Genomic DNA, 22,636 nt, shown 5'->3' with positions numbered 1-22,636 from the left:
CCGTTTGTTTCAGGAGCGCTGCAGACGCGCGCTGTGCTCCTCATAGGCGCGGCTGAATTCACGCCCGAACAGGTCCTGGAAGTCGTCTTCGGCTTCCCGGGAAATCTTGCTGTACAGCTCGGTGAACTGCTGCCAGTACTGGGCCTGGCGCGAGCTGCCGAACAGTTTCGACAGGCCGGCGGGCTCGCCCAAGCGCGACTCCAGCTGTACAGGCTCAAAGCGCGCGAGCAGATGTTTGATGGCTGCTTCGACACCCGCCATCACGGCCAGTTGGTGAGCACGCAGATCGTCGAAACTGTCGCGTACCGCCTGGTCCGGCGCCATGAACGCATGGTTGCCATGACGCAGCAGCAACAGCAGCGCCTCATCGGCATTCGGCGCGAACTTGAGCGGGTTGTTTTCCGCCGGGCGGATCATCGTCTGCTGCATACGAAACTCGCCTTTGAGGCTGCTGCGCGCGCGCAATACATCGATCAAGCCCTCGACCATCAAGCGATAACTGCGACCCAGGGCTTCCATCTGCGCCTCTACCTGGGCGTTGTCGATACGCAGTTGCTCCAGACCTGCGCCACGCAAGAAGGCCTGGACCAACGCACTTGAATCGGCGGGTTGTGCCGGGGCTTCGACGACAGGTGCTGGCATTGGCACGGCAGTTTCGACAGGCGAAGCTATCGGCGCGGGCGTGGGGCTCTCAGGTTCGGCGAACAGGTCCCAGTCTTCGGGAATAACCCCGGGGCTTGCCGAGGCAGGGGCAGGCGGGACGGGTGTTGGCGGGCGGAAATCATGCTGCTGCGCCGGTACATGATCGGACTGGGTCACCGGTGCAATGCTGGCCGGGGCGAGAAAATCGAACAAGTCGGGCAGGGTGTCACTACTCGACGCACCCTGGATGAACGCAGGCGTAGCAGGGTTCGAGGGCATCGGAGCGGCGCCGGCTTGATTGGCCATTAGCGCTTCGAAGCTGTTGGAGGCGTCAGCGCCATGCAGGTTGCCATCACCCATTTTGAAGCTTGAGTCGATTCGTGCCTGAATCTCGTACTCGCCGATACGGATGACTTCGCCATCCATCAACGGTTCACTGTTACCGCGACGCAAGCGAACACCGGCGTGAATTAATTCAACACCATTAGTGCTGTTATCGGTCAGGTAATAGCGGCCGTCTTTATATTGAATAACACAATGTTGTGAAGAAACCAGACGTTCCGGATCGGGCAACACCCAGTCATTACCGGGGCCGCGTCCAATACTGATGGCACCTGATTCGATGAACTTTTCAGGACATTGGCCAGGGGTAATCTTGTGATAACTGGTAATAGTAAGACTCAGCGACATCACGCCTCCTTAGCAACACCCGAATCGCTTGCCCAAACCTTGCGCAGGTTGTGGCAGTTAACGCGACTCGCTTCAAATCCCTGAAAAATCTCGCTCAAAATCTACTTTCGGCATTTTTAGCCGAACAACACCAGTGCGGAACGACGTCCACCGCCACCCTGACCAACAAGTCAATAAACCTGTAAGGCCCGATAGGCAGGTCACGGTGGGCCGATAGCTTACCTTGACAGCCAATTGAAAATAAACCAAAAATGCGTAACTTGCTGAACGCGCATGATATCACTTTGATATCAACTAATGATAAATCAGCAAATTATGTGCGCTTTGTCACAAAACCAACTTACGCACATTGGTTACCCCCCACCACGGGACGATATGGAGATCGAAATCTGGTGAACTCAGCGCATTTGCTCGCTGCCGTTTCGGAGAACTTCCCCTGCGGCGACGACCTTGAATACGACCCGGACTTCCTGCAATTGGAGCGTGACGCCCAAGGCAAGCCCGAGCGTGTCATGGGTGATGCCATCCAGCCTGCCGAGCCCCCCCAATGGCGGCAGATCGAGCAGTCCTGCAATGCCCTGCTGCAACGCAGCAAAGACCTTCGCGTCACTCATTTCCTGTTGCAAAGTGCCCTCGCCTTGCACGGCATTCCCGGCCTGGCCAGCACCCTGCAACTGATCAACGAACTGTTGCGCCAGTACTGGCCACAGGTGCATCCGCAACTCGACGCCGATGATGACAACGACCCGACGGTGCGCATCAATGCCCTCGCCGGTCTGGTCTGCGACACCAACATCGCCCTGCTGCGCGAAAGCCTTCTGACCCGCTCCCGTGCTTTCGGCCCAATCAGCCTGCGCGCAGCCCTGCACGCCAGCGGCCTGCAGCACTTTGCCAGCGAGACGCTCAACGCCGACGAACTCGGCGGTGCCCTGCGCGACAGCGATGGCGAGCAACTGCAAGCCATCCGCGAGGCGTTGCAGCAGGCCCGCGAGGCCGCCGAAGCAATCGAGCAGTACGTCAACGAGCAGGTCGGATCGGCCAGCGGGGTTGATTTGAGCGCCCTCAAGCAGCCGCTGCGCCAGGCCGCACAGATTCTTGCCGAACACGCGCCGGCAGCCGAGCAAGCTGCCAACGACGCCAGCGAAACCAGCGAAACCAGCAGCGCTGACGACAGCCCGAGCGAGCTTGCCAGCGCAATGCCTGCGCCCACCGTTGCTCGTGCCTCGGCCGATATCGCCAGCCGCGACGAAGTGCTGCGCAGCCTTGACCGAATTCTCAAGTACTACGCCCGCCACGAGCCCTCGAGCCCGCTGCCGGTGCTGTTGAACCGCGCGAAAAATCTGGTGAATGCCGATTTTGCCGCGATCGTCCGCGACCTGATCCCAGATGGGCTGTCGCAGTTCGAAACCCTGCGCGGGCCTGAGACTGACTGAGGCCTGCAGGCCAGACCCAACGCATATACGCAACACCGTTACCGGCAACGATCGATGACGCCAATACCGTCGCACCTGCGACCAGGAGGAACAACGTGGCGAACCCCAGTTCTCAGAAATTCATTGCGCGCAATCGCGCGCCGCGGGTGCAGATCGAGTATGACGTCGAGCTCTACGGCGCCGAAAAGAAGGTCCAGTTGCCTTTCGTCATGGGCGTCATGGCCGACCTCGCGGGCAAGCCTGCCGAGCCGCTGGCGCCGGTCGCCGAGCGCAAGTTCCTGGAAATCGACGTCGACAACTTCGACTCGCGCCTCAAGGCCATGCAGCCACGGGTAGCTTTCCATGTGCCCAACGAGCTGACCGGCGAAGGCAACCTGAGCCTGGATATCACCTTCGAAAGCATGGATGACTTCAGCCCTGCCGCCGTGGCGCGCAAGGTCGATTCGCTGAACCAGCTGCTCGAAGCGCGGACCCAGCTGGCCAACCTGCTGACCTACATGGACGGCAAGACCGGCGCCGAAGAAATCATCATGAAAGCCATCAAGGATCCGGCCCTGCTCCAGGCCTTGGCCAGCGCGCCAAAGCCCCAGGATGCCGAGCCGAACGCTTAATCAGGACATAGCCTCATGACCGATCCGATGCGTGATACCCAGGCCCAGCCAGCGGCCACCGAGCAAGCCAGCGAGTTCGCCTCGCTGTTGCTGCAAGAATTCAAACCCAAGACCGAGCGTGCCCGCGAGGCCGTCGAAACCGCGGTACGTACCCTGGCCGAACAGGCCCTGGCGCAAACCGACCTGGTGTCCAATGACGCGATCAAGTCGATCGAATCGATCATTGCCGCCATCGACGCCAAGCTCACCGCCCAGGTCAACCAGGTGATCCACCACCCCGAGTTCCAGAAGCTGGAAAGCGCCTGGCGTGGCCTGCACTACCTGGTCAACAACACCGAGAGCGACGAGCAGCTGAAAATCCGCGTGCTCAACATCTCCAAGCCCGACTTGCACAAGACCCTGAAGAAATTCAAGGGCACGGCCTGGGACCAGAGCCCGCTGTTCAAGAAGATGTACGAAGAGGAATACGGCCAGTTCGGCGGCGAGCCGTATGGCTGCCTGGTCGGCGACTACTACTTCGACCAGTCGCCACCGGATGTCGAGCTGCTCGGCGAGCTGTCCAAGGTGTGTGCCGCCATGCACTCGCCATTCATCGCTGCGGCCTCGCCGACCGTGATGGGCATGGGTTCGTGGCAGGAGCTTTCGAACCCGCGCGACCTGACCAAGATCTTCACCACCCCCGAGTACGCCGGCTGGCGCTCGCTGCGTGAATCGGAAGACTCGCGCTACATCGGCCTGACCATGCCGCGCTTCCTGGCGCGCCTGCCGTATGGTGCCAAGACCGACCCGGTGGAAGCCTTCGCCTTCGAAGAAGACACCGACGGCGCCGACAGCGCCAAGTACACCTGGGCCAACGCCGCTTACGCGATGGCAGTGAACATCAACCGCTCGTTCAAGTACTACGGCTGGTGCTCGCGGATTCGCGGCGTCGAGTCGGGTGGCGAAGTGCAGAACCTGCCGGCGCACACCTTCCCCACCGATGACGGTGGCGTGGACATGAAGTGCCCGACCGAAATCGCCATCTCCGATCGCCGTGAAGCGGAACTGGCGAAAAACGGCTTCATGCCGCTGCTGCACAAGAAGAACACCGACTTCGCTGCCTTCATTGGCGCCCAGTCGCTGCAAAAGCCTGCCGAATACGACGACCCGGACGCCACCGCCAACGCCAACCTGGCGGCACGCCTGCCGTACCTGTTCGCCACCTGCCGCTTCGCCCATTACCTGAAGTGCATCGTGCGCGACAAGATCGGCTCGTTCAAAGAGAAGGACGAGATGCAGCGCTGGCTGCAGGACTGGATCCTCAACTACGTCGATGGTGATCCGGCCCACTCCACCGAAACCACCAAGGCCCAGCACCCGCTGGCGGCGGCTGAAGTGGTGGTCGAAGAAGTCGAAGGCAACCCGGGCTACTACAACTCGCGCTTCTACCTGCGCCCGCACTACCAGCTCGAAGGGCTGACTGTGTCGCTGCGCCTGGTATCGAAGTTGCCATCGGCCAAGGGCGCCTGAGCCCAGGCTCGCTAAAGCGCCCCGCAATGCGGGGCGTGCACTGAAAAAACAATGTGGTAGATGCCACACTCTGGAGACAACATGGCAGTTGATATTTTCATCAAGATTGGCGACATCAAGGGCGAGTCCATGGACAAGGCCCACAAGGACGAAATCGATGTGCTGAACTGGAGCTGGGGCATGGCCCAGTCCGGCAACATGCACATGGGCGGTGGCGGTGGCGCCGGCAAGGTCAACATCCAGGACCTGTCGCTGACCAAGTACGTCGACAAATCCAGCCCCAACCTGATGATGCATTGCTCCAGCGGCAAGCACATCGACAAGGTCAAGCTGACCGTGCGCAAGGCCGGTGGTGAAAGCCAGGTCGAGTACCTGATCATCAACCTCGAAGAAGTGCTGATCAGCTCGCTGAGCACCGGCGGCTCGGGTGGCGATGACCGCCTGACCGAAAACGTCACCCTGAACTTCGGCAAGGTCACGGTCGATTACCAGCCGCAGAAAGCTGACGGCACCAAAGACGGCGGCCCGGTCAAGTACGGCTGGAACGTGCGCCAGAACGTCAAGATCTGATGCGTTTTGCCCTGTTCGCGGGGCAAACCCGCTCCTACCTGGTGGGAGCGGGCTTGCCCCGCGATAAGGCCAACGCAATACCGAACCCCATCCCCGGAGCCGCCCCTTGGTAGCCGAAATCGCTGCACGTGACCGCCTGCAGCCTTCGCTGCTCGATCGTCTGACCGACGATGAGCCCGGCAACCTGCAAGAAGCCAACGACAAACGTGTGCTGTCGCTGAACCAGCTCAAGGCGTCGGTACTGCGCGATCTCACCTGGCTGCTCAATACCACCTCGTTGCTTGCTGCTGGCGCCACCCTCAACACCCCCGCCGGCACCTCGGTGGTCAATTACGGCCTGCCGGCACTGGCCGGTAACAGCGCCTCGAATATTGATATCAGCGCACTGGAGAGCATCATTTACCAGGCCATCGCCACCTTCGAACCGCGCATCCTGCGCAGCAGCCTGCGGGTTCGCGCCCAGGTCGCCCCGGGTGAAATGAACAACAACGCCCTGAGTTTCGAGATCGAAGGCGACCTGTGGGCCCAGCCGGCGGCACTGCCATTGCTGCTGCGCACTGACCTGGACCTGGAATCCGGGCATGTCCGAGTTGCCCCCGCCGAGCGCCGGAGACGTCCATGAACCCGCGCCTGCTCGAGCTGTACAACCAGGAACTGCAACACATCCGCGAAAGCGCGGCAGAATTTTCCCGGGAATACCCGAAGATCGCCGGGCGCCTGACCCTGTCCGGCATTGACTGCGCCGACCCCTATGTCGAGCGCCTGCTCGAAGGCTTTGCCTACCTGACCGCACGGGTGCAACTCAAGCTCGATGCCGAGTACCCGACCTTCACCCACAACTTGCTGGAAATCGCCTACCCGCACTACCTCGCCCCGACACCGTCGATGACCGTGGTGCAAATGCAGGCAGATCCTGACGAAGGTTCGCTCAGTGCCGGCTTCACCCTGCCGCGCGGCAGTGTGCTGCGCGCCACCCTTGGCCGCGATTCGCAAACGCCCTGCGAATTTCGCAGTGCCCATCCGGTCACCCTGTGGCCGCTGCAGGTAGCCCAGGCGGAATACTTCGGCAATCCCGCAGCCAGCCTCGGGCGCCTTGCCGCCAGTGAGCCGAAGGCCCGCGCCGGGTTGCGCATTACCTTGCGTACCGGCGCCGAACTGCCGTTCAACGCGCTCGACCTCAACCGCCTGCCGCTGTACCTCAATGGCGCCGATGAACTGCCGTTTCGCCTTTACGAGCAGTTGCTGGGCAACGCCTGCGCGGTGTTCGCACGCCAGCCGGGCAGCGATTGGGTCGAACGCATTCCGACCTCGGCCCTGCGCCCGTGCGGCTTCGATGACCGCGAGGCGGCCCTGCCGGTTGTCCCGCAGGCATTCCAGGGTTACCGCCTGCTGCAGGAGTACTTCGCCCTGCCGCAGCGTTTTCTGTTCGTCGAATTTGCCGAGCTGGATCGCGCAGTAAAACGTTGCAACGGCCAGGAGCTGGAGCTGATCGTACTGTTCGAGCGCTACGACCAGACCCTGGAAGGCAGCGTCGGCGTCGAGCAGTTCGTGCCCTTCTGTACCCCGGCGATCAACCTGTTCCCGCGTCGGGTCGACCGTATTCACCTGAGCGACCGGGTCAACGAGCACCATGTGATCGCCGACCGCACTCGGCCCACCGATTTCGAGATCCACTCGCTGAGCAGTGTGACCGGCCATGGCACCGGCCCCGACCAGAGCTTCCTGCCCTTCTACGCTGTGCGCGACCCATCGCGCTATGGCCGCGACCAGGCCTATTACGTGGTCCGCCGCGAGCCGCGCATGCTGTCCAGCGAGCAGCGCCGCAACGGCACCCGCTCGACCTACATGGGCAGCGAAACCTTCATCAGCCTGGTCGATGGCCAGCAAGCACCTTACCGCCACGACCTGCGCCAACTCGGTGTCAGTGCCCTGTGCACCAACCGCGATCTGCCGCTGTTCATGAACGTCGGCGATGGCCGCAGTGATTTCACCCTGGCCGACAGTGCGCCGGTGGCCGCCATTCGCTGCCTGGCCGGGCCAAGCCGGCCGCGTGCCAGCCACGCCCATGACAACAAGGCCTGGCGCCTGATCAGCCAGCTGTCGCTGAACTACCTGTCGCTGACCGAGCAGGGCCAAGGCGCCGCCGCCCTGCGCGAATTATTGCGCCTGTACGGCGACAGCCATGACGCTGCCCTGCAATTGCAGATCGACGGCCTGCGCGAGGTCAGCAGCAAGGCGTGCACGCGCCGGCTGCCGATGCCGGGGCCGATCGTCTTTGGCCGGGGCCTGGAGATCACCCTGGAATTCGATGAAAACGCCTTCCGCGGTACCGGAGTGTTCCTTCTCGGTGCGGTGTTCGAGCGCTTCCTGGCACGTTACGTGTCGATCAACAGCTTTACCGAGACGGTACTCCGTACTACCGAACGCGGCGAGATCATGCGATGGAAAGCCAAGCCCGGACGCCGTCCGACCCTGTGAACATCCTCAGCGAGATGCAGGCCGAACCCTGGAACTACGATTTCTTCCAGGCCCTGCGCCGGCTGGAATGCGAGTCGCCACAATTGCCGCGCTTCGGCCATTCGCTGCGCCTGGCCGATGATCCGGTTCGCTTTGGCCAACAGCTCGATTGTGCATTTGCACCGGCAACCCTGGCGGCGCTGACGCCTGCCAGTGAGCAGGGCCCGGCGCGCCTGGAACAGTTCTTCTTTGGCCTGGGCGGCCCCAACGGCCCCTTGCCCCTGCACCTGACCGAGTACATGCGCGAGCGCCAGCGCAACAACGCCGACAGCACCAGCAAGCGCTTTCTCGATGTGTTCCATCACCGCCTGCTGAGCCTGTTCTATCGGGCCTGGGCCGAGGCGCGGCCGACGGTCAGCCATGACCGCCCCAATGACGACTACTGGGCCGCTCGCCTGGCCGCCCTGAGTGGTCGCGGCACCCCGGCGCTGCGCGATCAGGGCCCGTTGCCAGACACTGCCAAGTTGCACTACAGCGGCCACCTCGCCGCCCAGACCCGCTACCCGGATGGCTTGCGCGGCATTCTCGGGGCTTATTTCGGCGTGCCGGTGAGCATCGAGGAATACGTCGGCCAGTGGCTGCAACTGCCCGAGCGCAGCCGGTTGGGGGCAAGCGCCAACCAGTTGGGCATGGACGTTTGCCTGGGCAGCCACGTCTGGGACCGCCAGCACAAGTTCCGCATCTGCCTGGGGCCGCTGAGCCTGGACCAGTACCTGTCGCTGTTGCCCGATGGCACTGCCTTTGCCGAACTGGTGGCCTGGGTCGCCGAACACCAGGGGCACGAACTGGACTGGGACCTGAAGCTGATTCTGCAGCAGGACGAAATACCCGCCCTGCAACTCAACACCGGCCGACGCCTGGGTTTCGATACCTGGCTGGGCCGCCCGCAACACGATGCCAGCGACCTGACACTGGCTCGGTACTACGCCGAGCAAACGAGCGCATCGCAATCCACTAGGAGTTCGGAACATGGGTGAAATCAGCCGCGCCGCGCTGTTCGGCAAACTCAACAGCGTCGCTTACAAGGCCATCGAGGCCGCCACGGTGTTCTGCAAACTGCGGGGAAACCCTTATGTGGAACTGGCCCACTGGTTTCATCAACTGCTGCAACTGCAGGACTCGGACCTGCATCGCATCATCCGTCAGTTCAACCTTGAGCCTGCGCGTCTGGCCCGCGAGCTGACTGACGCCCTGGACCGCCTGCCCCGTGGCTCGACCTCGATCACCGACCTGTCTTCCCACGTCGAAGAAGCCGTCGAGCGTGGCTGGGTGTATGGCAGCCTGATGTTCGGCGAAAGCCAAGTGCGCACCGGCTACCTGGTGCTCGGCATTCTCAAGACTCCGAGCCTGCGCAATGCCTTGCTCGGCCTGTCGTCGGAGTTTGCCAAGATCAAGGTCGAAGCCCTCAGCGAGCGCTTCGACGAGTATGTCGGCGACTCACCGGAAAACGCCCTGAGCGCCAGCGACGGTTTCAATGCCGGTGCGGTGCCGGGCGAAGCCAGCGGTGCCATGGCCCCCAGCGCCCTGGGCAAGCAGGAAGCGCTCAAGCGCTTTACCGTCGACCTCACCGAGCAGGCGCGCAGCGGCAAGCTTGACCCGATCGTTGGCCGCGACGAAGAAATCCGCCAGCTGGTGGATATCCTCATGCGCCGGCGGCAGAACAATCCGATCCTCACCGGTGAAGCCGGGGTGGGTAAAACGGCGGTGGTCGAAGGCTTTGCCCTGCGCATCGTGGCCGGCGATGTCCCGCCAGCGCTCAAGGACGTTGAGCTGCGCAGCCTGGATGTTGGCCTGCTGCAGGCCGGGGCAAGCATGAAAGGCGAATTCGAACAGCGCCTGCGCCAGGTCATCGAGGATGTTCAGGCCTCGCCGAAACCGATCATTCTGTTTATCGACGAAGCCCATACCCTGGTCGGTGCCGGTGGCGCCGCAGGGACCGGTGACGCGGCCAACCTGCTCAAGCCCGCCCTGGCCCGCGGCAGCTTGCGCACCGTCGCCGCGACCACCTGGGCCGAATACAAGAAGCACATCGAGAAAGATCCGGCCCTGACCCGGCGCTTCCAGGTGGTGCAGGTCGCCGAGCCGAGCGAAGACAAGGCGCTGTTAATGATGCGCGGCGTGGCCTCGACCATGGAACAGCACCATCAGGTGCAGATTCTCGACGAGGCCCTGGAAGCCTCGGTCAAGCTCTCCCATCGCTACATTCCGGCCCGGCAGTTGCCGGATAAATCCGTCAGCCTGCTCGACACCGCCTGCGCCCGCGTCGCCATCAGCCTGCACGCGGTGCCGGCCGAGGTAGACGACAGCCGCCGACGCATCGAGGCGCTGGAAACCGAGCTGCAGATCATTGCCCGCGAACAGGCCATCGGTATCGCCATCGGCAACCGCCAGCAACAGTCGCAAACCTTGCTGGATGCCGAGCGCGAGCGCCTGGCCGAGCTGGAAAGCCGCTGGGCCGAAGAAAAAGCCCTGGTCGACGAACTGCTGGCCACCCGTGCCCAATTGCGCGAAAACGTCGGTGTGGTCGACCACGACACGGGCAGCGAACAGCGCCATGAGTTGCGCGAAAAACTCATCGACCTGCAGCAGCGCTTAAGCGCCCTGCAGGGTGAAAACCCGCTGATCCTGCCGACCGTCGACTATCAGGCGGTGGCCTCGGTGGTTGCCGACTGGACCGGCATCCCGGTCGGACGCATGGCCCGTAATGAGCTGGAAACCGTGCTCAAGCTCGACCAGCACCTGGCCAAGCGCATCATCGGCCAGGACCATGCCCTGCAGATGATCGCTAAGCGCATCCAGACCTCCCGCGCCGGCCTCGACAACCCCAACAAACCCATCGGCGTGTTCATGCTGGCCGGCACCTCCGGTGTAGGCAAGACTGAAACTGCCCTGGCCCTGGCCGAAGCCATGTACGGTGGTGAGCAGAACGTCATCACCATCAACATGAGCGAGTTCCAGGAAGCCCATACCGTCTCGACCCTCAAGGGCGCCCCACCCGGCTATGTCGGTTATGGCGAAGGTGGTGTGCTGACCGAAGCGGTGCGGCGCAAGCCCTACAGCGTGGTGCTCCTGGACGAGGTGGAAAAAGCCCACCCGGACGTGCACGAAATTTTCTTCCAGGTGTTCGACAAGGGCGTGATGGAAGACGGCGAAGGCCGGGTGATCGACTTCAAGAACACCCTGATCCTGCTCACCACCAATGCCGGTACCGAGTTGATTTCCCGGGTGTGCAAAGACCCGCAGAACATCCCGGAACCCGAGGCCATTGCCACCGCCCTGCGCCAACCGCTGCTGGAAATCTTCCCGCCAGCACTGCTCGGCCGCCTGGTGACCATCCCCTACTACCCGCTCAGCGACGAGATGCTCAAGGCTATTACCCGCCTGCAGCTCGAGCGCATTCGCAAGCGTGTGCAAGGTACCCACAAGGTTGCCTTCGACTACGACGACGAGGTGGTCGAGCTGATCGTATCGCGCTGCAGCGAGACCGAAAGCGGTGGGCGGATGATCGACGCGATCCTGACCAACAGCCTGTTGCCAGACATGAGCCGCGAGTTCCTCACCCGCATGCTCGAAGGCAAGGCCCTGGCCGGGGTGCGCATCAGCCGCCGCGACAACGACCTGCACTACCACTTCAGCGACGCGCCGTGATGGCGCGTTTGACGAGATAAGCGATGCTATTCAAGCAATTCACCCGACTGGCGCAGATCAACAGCCCGCTGGGCCCGGATGCACTGATCCTGGCGGAGATGGGCGGCGGCGAAGAGCTGGGGCGGCTGTTCGACTACGAGTTGCAGCTGACCTCGGACAACTCGTCCATCGACCTCAACCAGTTGCTGGGCAAGCCCATGAGCTTGAGCCTGCAGCTGGAACTGGGCCGCTCGCGGTATTTTCACGGCATCGTTTCGCGCTGTAGTCAGAGTATCGACCGCGGCCAGTTCGCCAGTTACCGGGTGACTCTGCGGCCGTGGCTGTGGCTGCTGAGCAAGACCTCCGATTGCCGCATCTTCCAGAACCAGACCATCCCGCAGATCATCAAGCAGGTGTTTCGCGACCTGGGCTTCTCCGACTTCGAGGACAGCCTCAGCCGGCCGTACCGCGAGTGGGAATACTGCGTGCAGTACCGCGAGACCAGCTTCGACTTTGTCAGCCGCTTGATGGAACAGGAAGGGATCTACTACTACTTCCGCCACGAAAAGGACCGCCACGTGCTGGTCCTGGCCGATGCCTATGGCGCCCACCAAGTGGTGCCGGGCTACGAGTCGGTGCCGTACTTCCCACCCGATGGCCAGCACCGCGAGCGTGACCACCTCAATGACTGGCACCTGGCCCAGGAGGTTCAGTCCGGCTCGCTGGAGCTCAACGACTACGACTTCCAGCGCCCCAGCGCGCGCATCGACGTGCGCTCGGAAATGCCGCGCCCGCACACCGCTGGCGATTACCCGCTGTACGACTACCCCGGCACCTACGTGCAGAGCGAGGATGGCGAGCATTACGCCCGTACCCGGATCGAGGCGCTGCAAAGCCTGCATGAACGCATCGAACTGCGCGGCAACGCCCGGGGCCTTGCGGCAGGCAACCTGTTCAGCATGAGCGGCTTCAGCCGCCAGGACCAGAACCGCGAATACCTGATCGTCGGTGCCCGCTACTACATCGTTCAGGAACGCCTGGAAACCGGTGCTGGTGGCGGCAATGCGCAGTTCGAAAGCAACCTCAGTTGCATCGATGCGCAGCAGAGCTTCCGCCCCCTGGCCAGCACCCTGCGCCCACAAGTCAAGGGCCCGCAGACCGCCATCGTGGTCGGCCCGACCGGTGAAGAGATCTGGACCGATCAGTACGGCCGGGTCAAGGTGCACTTCTACTGGGACCGCCATGACCAGTCCAACGAGAACAGCTCGTGCTGGATCCGCGTATCCCAGGCCTGGGCCGGCAAGAACTGGGGCTCGATGCAGATCCCGCGGATCGGCCAGGAAGTGATCGTCAGCTTTCTCGAAGGCGACCCCGACCGGCCGATCATCACCGGCCGGGTGTACAACGCCGAGCAGACCGTGCCCTACGACCTGCCGGCCAATGCCACCCAAAGCGGGATGAAAAGCCGCTCGAGCAAAGGTGGCACACCAGCAAACTTCAACGAAATCCGCATGGAAGACAAGAAGGGCGCCGAGCAGCTGTACATCCACGCCGAGCGCAACCAGGACATTGAGGTCGAGAACGACGAGAGCCACTGGGTGGGCCACAACCGCAACAAGGTAGTCGATTTCAGTGAAGTGGCGACCATCGGCGAGGACCGGATTCGTGCGGTCAAGCGCGATGACATTTTGCTGGTGGGCTCGACCAAGACCGACAGTATCAGCCGCAGCTACCTGATCGAGGTCGGCGAAAACCTGCGCCTGGTGTGCGGCAAGAGCGTGCTCGAGCTCAACGCCAGCGGCCAGATCAACCTCACCGGCGTGCAGTTCAACTTCAACGCCGAAGGCAATGCCCAATTCAATACTGGCGGCACCCTTGACCTGAACATCGGCGGCGCCCCCGGCGCCACTGCGGACGGGCAAGGCATCAAAGGCACCATCGATGGTGCCGTGGAAGCGATCTTCCCCAAGCCCAAAGCCAGCCAATAAAGAGATTCGCGCGTCATGACTTATCGCCTCAACGAATTCCAGTTTGCCCTGCCCGATGCCGAGGTGCAGGACACCAGCATCAACATCCTGCGCTTTGCCAATCTCGGCACCTCTTTGATCGTCAGCCGCAGCCTGCTGGCTGACGGCGAAACCCTGCAAAGCAACTTCGACGGCCAGCTCGAGCGCCTGCAACAACAGGTCAAGGATCTGCGCTTTCAACCCGGCCAGGCCGTGCGTCTGGGCGCCGATCAGTCGGTGGACGGCATCGAGCTGCGCAGCCAGTTCAGCAAGGGCAACGAAAAGGTCTACCAGTACCAACTGGCCCTGGTACTGCCAGGCACCCGCAAGATGTTCGCCCTGAGCTACGTCAAGGCCCAGCCGCTGGGTGATGCCGAGGCCGCGCACTGGGCGGCGATCAAGCAATCGTTGAACTTCGACGCCCTGGCCTGATGAGCACCTTGCATGTCTGACGCTCTTTGGGCCGCCCGCCAGGGCGATGCCCTGATGCACACCTCGATGATGGCCGACATCGTCAGCGGCGTGCTGGAAGTGGCCGCCAACGTCGCCATCGGCGTCCTGGCCACTGCAGCGGTGACCGCGGCGCTGGGCCTGACCGTGGTCACCGGCGGCCTGGGCTGCTTCGTGCTCGGTGCGGTGGTGGGCATCGTCGTCGGCGTGGCCATGAGCAAGACCGGGGCCGACAAGGGCTTGAGCCGTTTATGCGAGGGCATCGGCAACTTTCTGTTCCCGCCGTCGGTACAGGCCAACATTCTCACCGGCTCGAAGAACACCCACACCAACGGCAAACCGGCTGCCCGTGCCGCAGGCGTGATCGTTGCCGCCGCGGCGCCCGCTGGCAGTGACGCCGCTCAGCCGCCGGCCGAAGAGGAAGAAGAAAGCTTCCTCGACATGGCCAAGGGCTTTTTCTCGCAGATGTGGCGGCCCACGGTCGCCAGCCCCGCGCCGAACACCGAGCCTGCCGACGACGACAAGATCCTCTGCAGCAAGCATCCGCCGATGCCGCCGCAGTACCTGGCCGAAGGCTCGAGCAAGGTCACCATCAACGGCCATCCGGCTTGTCGCAGCGGCGATCGCAGCACCTGCGAAGCGGTGATCGTCGACGCCGGGCTGATCTCAAGCAACGTGCGCATTGGCGGCGGATCGATCGTGGTCCGCGAGATTCGCAGTGGCAAGACCCCGGGCATCGGCCTGGCGATTACCGCCTTGATGCTGCTGCGCGGGCGCGGCGGCAAGTTCTACAGCAAGTTCGGTTGCATGGCGATTGGAGGCATCGCCAGCGCGGTCACCAGCCAGGTCAGCGGAGCGATCACCAGTGCCATCGCCGGCTCGCTCAACCCGGTGCATGTACCCACCGGGGCGAAGATCCTCAGTGGCGAAGAGGAACTCGACTTCAGCCTGCCAGCGCTGATCCCACTGGACTGGCAACGCTATTACAACAGCCGCGATGAACGCCGTGACGGTCTGTTCGGTGCGGGCTGGAGCGTCGACTACGAAGTCTTCGTCTCCATCGAGGCAGACCCTGAAGGCGGCGAACGCTTGCTATTCACCGACGAACAGGCGCGGGTCGTCGACATGGGCAACATTCCCCGCGGCGATGCGGTGTTCAGCGCCGGCGAGGGCCTGAGCGTGCGCCGTGCCCTCAACGACGAGCTGCTGATCGAAAGCAGCACCGGCCTCTATCGCCTGTTCCAGCCAACCCCGGGCAACCCGCAGCGCCTGCGCCTGGCGCAACTGGGTGATCGTAACGACAACCGCGTCTACCTCGACTACGACGCCGGTGGCCGCTTGCTCAGGCTGCGCGACACCTTCGATGAGGTTCAGGTCCAGCTGGTTTACAGCAGCCAATGGCCGGCGCGGGTCAGCCATATCGAGCGCCTGTACAGCGACGCCTCGAGCGAGCTGCTGGTCAGCTATGCCTACGACAGCAACGGCGATCTTGCCGAAGTCCGCGACGCGAGCGGCCAGTTGCAGCGACGCTTTGCCTACGACCACGGTCGGCGCATGGTCGAGCACCAGTTGCCCAGCGGCCTGCGCTGCTTCTACGAATGGATTCATGCGGCCGACGACTGGCGCGTCGCCCGGCACTGGACCGACGACGGCGACGAGTACCGTTTCGACTACGACATCGACGCCGGTATCACCCGGGTCACCGACGGCCTGCAGCGGGTCAGCAGTCGCCACTGGAACCCGCAGTACCAGATCACCGAATACACCGACGCCATGGGCCTGACCTGGCGCTTTGAGTGGAACGACGAGCGCCAGCTGCTGGGCGCCACCGATCCGCAAGGCGGACAATGGCAGTATCTGTACGATGAGTCCGGCAACCTCTGCGAAAGCATCGACCCGCTGGGCCGCAGCGAGTCGACCCTGTGGCTGGAACACTGGTCGCTGCCCCGGGTACAGACCGACAAGGCCGGCAATCGCTGGAGCTACCGTTACGATCAACGCGGCAACTGCAGCAGCGAAACCGATCCGCTGGGCCACACCACCCGCTACCGCTATGACGAACGCGGCCAGGTGGTGGAGATCATCGATGCGGCGGGCAAGCACAAACACTTGCGCTGGAGCGACGTGGGTCAGCTGCTTGAGCAGGTCGATTGCTCGGGCTACCCAACCCGATTCCACTACGACCGCCGCGGCTACCTGCAGGCGGTCGTCGATGCCCTTGGTGAGCGCACCGAGTACCAGAATGATGCCCAGGGCCGGGTCATCGTCACGCAGTTGCCTGACGGGCGCAGCGAACAGTTTGAGCACGATGGCAGCGGTCAGCTCAGCCGCTACATCGACCCCGCCGGGCATGTCCTGCAGTTTCGCTATAACCGCCGCGGCCAGATCCAGCTCCGCATCGACCCGCACGGTCGCCAGGTGCAGTACAGCTACGACAACTACGGTCGGCTACTGGCCTTGACCAACGAGAACGGTGAGAGCTATCGCTTTAGCTGGGACCTGGTCGACCGCCTGACCCAGCAGCAAGACCTCGACGGCAGTGCCCGGCGCTACCACTATGGGCCGCTGGATAATGTCAGTCGTCTGGAGTTTGTCCCTGCGCCATACGGTAGCGGCCTGGCCTTGGTAGCGGAAACTGCACTGACGCCGATCGTTCATGAATTCGCCCGCGATGCGGCGGGCCGGCTGATTGCCAAACAGACCGACGATGGCCGTACCGACTTCAGCTACGACCCACTCGACCAACTGACCGCCGTCAGTTTCACCGACAATGACGGCAATACCGAACAACTGGCCTTTGCCTACGATGTCGCCGGCCAGTTGGTGCAAGAACACAGTGCCGACGGTGAACTGCAGCATCACTATGACGAGCTCGGCAACCTGACCCAGACCCAGTTGCCCGACGGCCGCTGGCTCAACCGCCTGTACTACGGCAGCGGTCACCTGCACCAGTTGAATCTCGACGGCAAGGTGATCAGCGACTTCGAGCGCGATCGCCTGCACCGCGAAGTGCTGCGCAGCCAGGGCCGAATCAGTACGCGCAGCGAGTACGACCGTAGCGGCCGTTTGCGCTCGCGCCTGCGCCGCCCAAGCCACCAACCGCCACAACTACCGTCTCAGGTACAGCAACGCTTCGATTTCGACCCGGCAGACAACCTGGTCAGCCGCTTCAACCAGCAGCCCGGCAGCCAGCATCAGCAACTGCTGCACTACGATGCCAGCGGGCGGATCATGGCCAGCCAGGACGCCGGCCAGGGCCAGAGCGAGGCCTTCGCTTATGACGCCGCCGCCAACCTGCTCGACGGACCACAGGCCGGCAAAGGACTGGTGCGCCATAACCGGCTGCTGACGTACCAGGACAAGCGCTATCGCTATGACGCCTTTGGTCGCCTGATTGAAAAGCGCAGCAGCCGGCGGGGTGTGCAGTACTTCAGTTATGACGCCGAACACCGCCTGATCCAGGTACTAAGCCAGCATGGCGGTCGTCAGCGGCGGCTGAATATGCGCTACGACCCGCTGGGCCGGCGTACCGAAAAGAGCGAGTATGACGACCACGGCAACCTGCTCGACCAGACCAGGTTCGTCTGGGACGGCCTGCGTCTGCTGCAGGAACATCGCCACGGCCAGACCAGCCTCTATCTTTACGTTCAAAACAGCTACGAACCGCTGGCCCGGGTCGACGGCACCGGCGCGCAACAGCAGGTGCGCTATTACCACAACGACCTCAACGGTCTGCCCGAGCAACTGACCGAGGACAGTGGCGAAACCTTGTGGCAGACGCGTTACCAGGTCTGGGGCAATACCTTGCAGGAAGTGCGCGAAGCGCATTTCATCGAAGAGCAGAACCTCAGGTTCCAGGGCCAATACCTGGACCGCGAAACCGGCTTGCACTACAACCTGTTCCGCTTCTATGACCCGGATGTTGGACGCTTTACCCAGCCGGATCCGATCGGCCTGGCCGGCGGCCTGAACCTGTACCAGTATGCCGCCAACCCGGTGGGCTGGATCGACCCGCTCGGGCTCAACGCGTTGCTGCCCGGTGAGGGTGGTGTCGGCGCCTACGGCAAGCTTCCCGGCACGCCAGGGGACAACCTGACCGGACACCACATGCCGTCAGCCGAATACATGAAGCAAAAATTCGAAATCAGCCGCAACAAATCCATCGCCATGCAGATGCAGCATATTTATCCTGAGAACAAAGGTCGTCACCCGATGACGCGTACCTATGCACGGCGACCTTTCCTTGATGAGAAACCCAGGGACGCACTCGCTCGAGATATCTGGGACGCTCGCAAGATCTACAAGAAGCAGGGCCTTTACACCAAGGAAATTCAAGCGGGTCTGCGCGAAACGATACGGCAGAATAAAAGCACCTTCCCGAAAATATTCAACAAACCATCGAAGTGCGGAGGACAATAGAATGAGCCTGACAACAGACCTTGAAGACTGTGCAAGCTTGAACAGCGACGCTGAGGTGGCGCGATTTTCTACGACACTGCGTGCCATGGCACAGACCCGCGACAAGCAGTACCTGAAGGTCATGCTGTCGCACCTGGACGATGACTGTGAGTATGGCGACCTCATGAAGGACATCATCGGGATGGCTGAATCCTTCGACCCCGCCAGTTATGTCGAAGCGGTGGTCGAAGTCACCGACACGCTCAAGGACAAGGCCGGTGACTGGCTGGAAAGCATCCACTACCGGATCTTCAACTCCCCCGAGTACACCAAGCTTTACCGCACTGCGTTGGCGCACAGTGCCAACAGGGCAGCAGTCGCAAGCTACCTTCAGTTTTTTCTCGCCGGTAACCCGGAGAAGCAGTCTGAAGTGGACTGGGTTCTGGCAGGTTGAATGAAAGCGCGGCGGCCAATTCCGCTACGGCCGCCGCTGACGTATTATCCGCACCCCGCTTGAACTCACATGGATGTCCGATGAAAGCCGCCGCGCGCCTGCTTCCTGCCGCTCTGTTTGCTGCCTGCCTGCACAGTCCTGCCAGCGTTGCGGCAGGCTTTGACTGCAGCAAGGCCAGCACCCTGCTGGAAACCGCCATCTGCACCACGCCGTCGCTGTCGGCCAAGGACGACCAGCTCAACGAGCGTTACAAGCCGCTCAAGGACCGCAAGATCTTCCGTGAGCTGGAGAACTTCTGGCTGCGCGAGGTGCGCAACCGCTGCGAGACCGCCGCCTGCCTGGAGGTCGCCTACGACCAGCAGATCAAACTGCTGACACCGGTACCGGCACTGGCCCAGATCGACCCCAAGAGCCTCCAGCCCCTGCCTCGCGATCAGCGCTACACGCAGGTCGAGGATGAGCCGTGGCAACGCTTCCCCCTGGCCACTGTCGCCGACATGAGCGAAGACAGTTTTGTCTATCTGGTCGACGTCGCCACCCTCGATGGTGTGCTGAACGTGGTGCTGTTCGTCGCCGAAAAGCAGGATGAAGAAGGCAGCAACCCCGGCAACATCTATGACAGCCGCCCGATCGGCACGCTCTACGAATACTCCGATGCTCGCCCTGGCCTGCACGCCTTCGCGCGCAATGTGCGCTTTGATGGCTGGAACAGTATCACCGCCAACGATCAGGGTCGGCGCTATGCCGGGATCATTGACGGGGTGTTCTACTACCGGCAGAAGATGACCGGCGACGCCCAGCAAAGCATGGCCTACAAACTGGGCTCCAAGGCTGCGCCGCAACCTTCAACGCAACTGTACGCGGCCGAGTCCAACAGCAAGCGCTTTGCCAAGGCGCAGATCAGCGGCGACCTGAATCACGACAACTCCGGCCTGCTGATCTATTACCCGCATATCAGCGGCGACAACCCCTACGACCGGGTAATGGACAAGGATGCCGGCGGCTGGAGCCTGGTCAATCCGACCTGGAGCCCGACCCGGCCAGTCCTGTACTTCGACAACAACGGTGGGTTCGCCTGTATCTGGCGGGTCGACCTGGTAAGCAAGCGCCTGGAAAAAATCGTCCCCGAGCATGAAGCGGTTGCCGCCCGCCCGGTGGATGTCATTGGCCGCGAGGCGATCGTCTACCTGGAAGCCGACCAGCTGATGTTTGCCATCGCCCCGGATCAGTAAGCCATCAGCTCGCCGCAGCCAGTATACGGGCGCGCCTGCGCCCGATCAGGCGACCACTGCCGAACACGGCCCAGTCCTTGAAAACCCGGGGCGAAGGCAGGCAGTAGTTGTTGGTTTTAGACCACCTGGCAAAAATCACGCAGCACCGCAGGCGAATGTTTGAGGGGACCGGCCGGTATGTCGTTGAGCACGGGTCCGACTAACGTAAGCAGCTTGCTGTGCAGGACTATCACGGTGTTCATCTGATTGATTGACGTCCTTGTCATGGATGGGACAACGGTTTTTTGAACGCGTTTGTGTCGGCAGACTCGGTGCGCTGCCAACCGAACCAGGCAATCAGCATCACCAGCAGCTGTGCCCACATGATCAACGGCACACAACCAGCCCAGCCCCAGCGCTCCCAGAACAGCGCCGGCAACAGCGCGCCAGCACTGCCTCCCAAGTAATAGAACGTCAGGTAGCAGCCTACGGCGCCGGCCTTGTTGTGCTTCGCGGTGGTGGTGACAAAAGCATTGGCGGCCGCCTGGGCGAGGAATACCCCGGTGGAACTCAACGCCAGTCCCAGTACGATCCACCAGAGGCTGCTGAACAACGTCAGCAAGGACCCGCACAGGCCTAGCACGCCGGCCACCAGCACCAGGTGTGCAGGCGGCCTGGCACCGCGCAGCTTACCGGCAATCGGCGTGACCACCAGGGCCAGGAGAAACACCGCATAGACCGAGCCCAGTGCCGCGACGCCCAGATTGAAAGGCGCGGCCAACAGATGGAGGCCGACATAGGTGAAGGTGGCGATCTGCGAAAACAACACGCAAAAGCCGACCAGGTAAGCTGCCAGCAACGGCTTGTTGCACAGCCTGCTGATACGGTTGTTAGTGAGGGTGCTCTCTACAGGGCGCACAACACGGGGCAGCAACCCGTGGATGCCCAAGCCAATCAGCAAGGTCAGCATTGCCAGCAGCACGAATGCCTCGCGCCAGCCGAGGTATTCGCTCACGAGGCCTGTCAGGAAACGTCCGGCAAAACCGCCGAGAATGGTCCCGGCGACGTACAGGCTGGTCACTTCGGTGACCTTGGCGCCGCTCCAGCGCTCGCCGATGTAAGCCACGCTGGTGGCGAAGATCACCGGGATCAGCATGCCCTGAACAAAGCGCCAGAGCAGCAGGCTGTTCAAATCACTGGCGCCTGCCAGCATCAAGCCCGGCACGCTGAGCATCAGGGTGGCCGCAACCAGTACGGTTTTCTGGCTCCAGCGCCGGGTCAGCACGCCGACAAAAGGCGCGACCAGGGCCACGGCCAGGGTAGTGGCGGTGATACTCCAGCTGACGTGCCGGGCATCCACAGCGAAACTCTGCGCCAGCTCGGCAAGGATGCCCTGGGTGGCATAGAGCGGCAGAAACGCGGCGCACCCGCAGAGGAACATCGCGATTCGTGCGGCGGACAGGCGCAATTGCATGGGAAAACTCGTTACAGTGACGAGTATTGTTTATAAGGCGCGGTCATTGGCCCTGGCCAATACCGAATTAGGACCGATTGATACCTCAAGGTGCAACATGCTCGATGTGCGAAAGCTGCGCTATTTCATTGCCGTCGCCGACGACCTGCATTTCGGCCGGGCCGCGCAGCGCCTGCACCTGGCGCAGCCGGCACTGACCCGGCAGATCTCGGCCCTGGAAAACCAGCTGGGGTTTCGTCTGTTCGAGCGCAGCAGCCGTGCCGTCAGCCTGACCGGTGAAGGCCAACAGTTCCTGCCCTACGCCCGCGGCGTACTGGAGCAGATGGCCCGCAGTGAAAGCTTCGCCGCCAAGCTGGCCGCCGGCACTGCCGGGCTACTGAGCATCGGTTATGCCAGCTCGGTGGCTTTAAGTGACCACTTCACCCAGGCGATCCAGCAGTTTTCCCACGCCTACCCGCAGGTTCGTCTGACCCTCGTTGAAGAAGCCTCCAGCGCACAATGGCGCAATATCGTCGAAGGCACCCTGGAAATCGGCCTGAGCCGCCTCATGCCTCCCCAGGAGTTCACTGAGCTGCAGGTCCAGCCGCTGGACCAGGAGCCGCTGCTGGTGGCACTGGCCGAGAACGACCCACTGGCGGCGCTCGACACCATCAGCCTCACCCAACTGCAAGCGCACCCTGTGGTGCTGTACACCGACGAGCAAGGCACCGGCCTCAACGATGCCATCGAGCGCTTGTTCCAGCATTGCCAGTTGTCCTTGATGCGCGGCCCGCGCGGACGGCAGATCACCTCGATCATCGCCCTGGTGGCAGCCGGCCAGGGCATTGCCCTGGTGCCTGCCTGCGCCCGGGCTTTGAACCAGCGCGGCGTGTGCTACCGCCCCCTGAGCGAAGCGGCCGCCAACATCGACCTGCTCGCGATCAGCCACCGCCAGCGGCGCTCGCGGGCAGCCGAGGCGTTTCTGCAAATCCTCGCCCGGACAACCGAAGCCGGCGCATGAGTGCGCCCGCCTGACAAGCACGGCGGGGATAAAAGTGTTTTACC

16 protein-coding genes are annotated in these 22,636 nt (G+C 62.6%); 14 read left to right on the top strand and 2 right to left on the bottom strand.

The window, feature by feature from the left end; genetic code table 11:
• Positions 1-9: 9 nt before the first annotated feature.
• Complete coding sequence (tagH, locus tag F8N82_RS26390) at positions 10-1,332, bottom strand: type VI secretion system-associated FHA domain protein TagH (RefSeq protein ID WP_038998244.1); 1,323 nt, start codon at positions 1,330-1,332, stop codon at positions 10-12.
• Positions 1,333-1,724: 392 nt separating this feature from the next.
• On the opposite strand from tagH, the gene tssA reads away from it, so the two are divergent.
• From tssA to F8N82_RS26325, 13 genes are all read left to right on the top strand, one after another.
• On the top strand, positions 1,725-2,765 hold the full coding sequence (gene tssA, locus F8N82_RS26385) for a type VI secretion system protein TssA (RefSeq protein ID WP_038998242.1): 1,041 nt from the start codon (positions 1,725-1,727) through the stop codon (positions 2,763-2,765).
• A gap of 95 nt (positions 2,766-2,860) precedes the next feature.
• Positions 2,861-3,376 (top strand): type VI secretion system contractile sheath small subunit, encoded by a 516-nt coding sequence (gene tssB / locus F8N82_RS26380; RefSeq protein ID WP_010221277.1) that lies wholly within the window; start codon positions 2,861-2,863, stop codon positions 3,374-3,376.
• Positions 3,377-3,391: 15 nt separating this feature from the next.
• Entirely contained in the window at positions 3,392-4,885 is a 1,494-nt protein-coding gene (gene tssC, locus F8N82_RS26375) for a type VI secretion system contractile sheath large subunit (protein ID WP_010221276.1), read from the top strand.
• A gap of 81 nt (positions 4,886-4,966) precedes the next feature.
• Positions 4,967-5,455, top strand: a complete 489-nt coding sequence (locus F8N82_RS26370; RefSeq protein ID WP_038998241.1) for an Hcp family type VI secretion system effector — start codon at positions 4,967-4,969, stop codon at positions 5,453-5,455.
• Positions 5,456-5,561: 106 nt separating this feature from the next.
• Positions 5,562-6,077 carry a type VI secretion system baseplate subunit TssE gene (gene tssE / locus F8N82_RS26365; RefSeq protein WP_038998240.1) on the top strand — a complete coding sequence of 172 codons (516 nt, stop codon included), beginning with the start codon at positions 5,562-5,564 and terminating at the stop codon, positions 6,075-6,077.
• Positions 6,074-7,933 (top strand): type VI secretion system baseplate subunit TssF, encoded by a 1,860-nt coding sequence (gene tssF, locus F8N82_RS26360; RefSeq protein WP_038998238.1) that lies wholly within the window; start codon positions 6,074-6,076, stop codon positions 7,931-7,933. The genes tssE and tssF overlap by 4 nt, the downstream gene beginning before the upstream one ends.
• A complete protein-coding gene (gene tssG, locus F8N82_RS26355; protein ID WP_038998236.1) occupies positions 7,897-8,949 on the top strand; it encodes a type VI secretion system baseplate subunit TssG in 1,053 nt (350 codons plus the stop codon). Before tssF ends, tssG begins: the two co-directional genes overlap by 37 nt.
• Complete coding sequence (gene tssH / locus F8N82_RS26350) at positions 8,942-11,620, top strand: type VI secretion system ATPase TssH (RefSeq protein WP_038998235.1); 2,679 nt, start codon at positions 8,942-8,944, stop codon at positions 11,618-11,620. Before tssG ends, tssH begins: the two co-directional genes overlap by 8 nt.
• A 23-nt stretch (positions 11,621-11,643) precedes the next feature.
• A complete protein-coding gene (locus tag F8N82_RS26345) occupies positions 11,644-13,587 on the top strand; it encodes a type VI secretion system tip protein VgrG (protein ID WP_038998234.1) in 1,944 nt (647 codons plus the stop codon).
• Positions 13,588-13,602: 15 nt separating this feature from the next.
• Positions 13,603-14,037, top strand: coding sequence for a DcrB-related protein (locus tag F8N82_RS26340; RefSeq protein ID WP_038998232.1), 435 nt, complete (start codon positions 13,603-13,605; stop codon positions 14,035-14,037).
• Between the two features lie 12 nt (positions 14,038-14,049).
• Positions 14,050-18,474, top strand: coding sequence for an RHS repeat-associated core domain-containing protein (locus F8N82_RS26335; RefSeq protein ID WP_338918944.1), 4,425 nt, complete (start codon positions 14,050-14,052; stop codon positions 18,472-18,474).
• A 1-nt stretch (position 18,475) separates the two neighbouring features.
• Entirely contained in the window at positions 18,476-18,907 is a 432-nt protein-coding gene (locus F8N82_RS26330) for an Imm30 family immunity protein (RefSeq protein WP_038998230.1), read from the top strand.
• An 80-nt stretch (positions 18,908-18,987) separates the two neighbouring features.
• Positions 18,988-20,139, top strand: coding sequence for a lysozyme inhibitor LprI family protein (locus F8N82_RS26325; RefSeq protein ID WP_052251611.1), 1,152 nt, complete (start codon positions 18,988-18,990; stop codon positions 20,137-20,139).
• A 262-nt stretch (positions 20,140-20,401) separates the two neighbouring features.
• On the opposite strand, the gene F8N82_RS26320 is transcribed toward F8N82_RS26325, so the two are convergent.
• Positions 20,402-21,592 (bottom strand): MFS transporter, encoded by a 1,191-nt coding sequence (locus F8N82_RS26320; RefSeq protein WP_038998229.1) that lies wholly within the window; start codon positions 21,590-21,592, stop codon positions 20,402-20,404.
• A 97-nt stretch (positions 21,593-21,689) separates the two neighbouring features.
• Between F8N82_RS26320 and F8N82_RS26315 the strand changes: the two genes are divergently transcribed.
• A complete protein-coding gene (locus tag F8N82_RS26315; protein WP_038998228.1) occupies positions 21,690-22,592 on the top strand; it encodes a LysR family transcriptional regulator in 903 nt (300 codons plus the stop codon).
• Positions 22,593-22,636 lie beyond the last annotated feature (44 nt).

The organism is Pseudomonas fluorescens (genome assembly GCF_902497775.2).
In the GTDB taxonomy this organism is placed as follows: domain Bacteria; phylum Pseudomonadota; class Gammaproteobacteria; order Pseudomonadales; family Pseudomonadaceae; genus Aquipseudomonas; species Aquipseudomonas putida_F.
The sequence above is the reverse complement of the archived record's forward strand: the minus strand, read 5'-3'. Positions and strand labels throughout refer to the sequence as shown.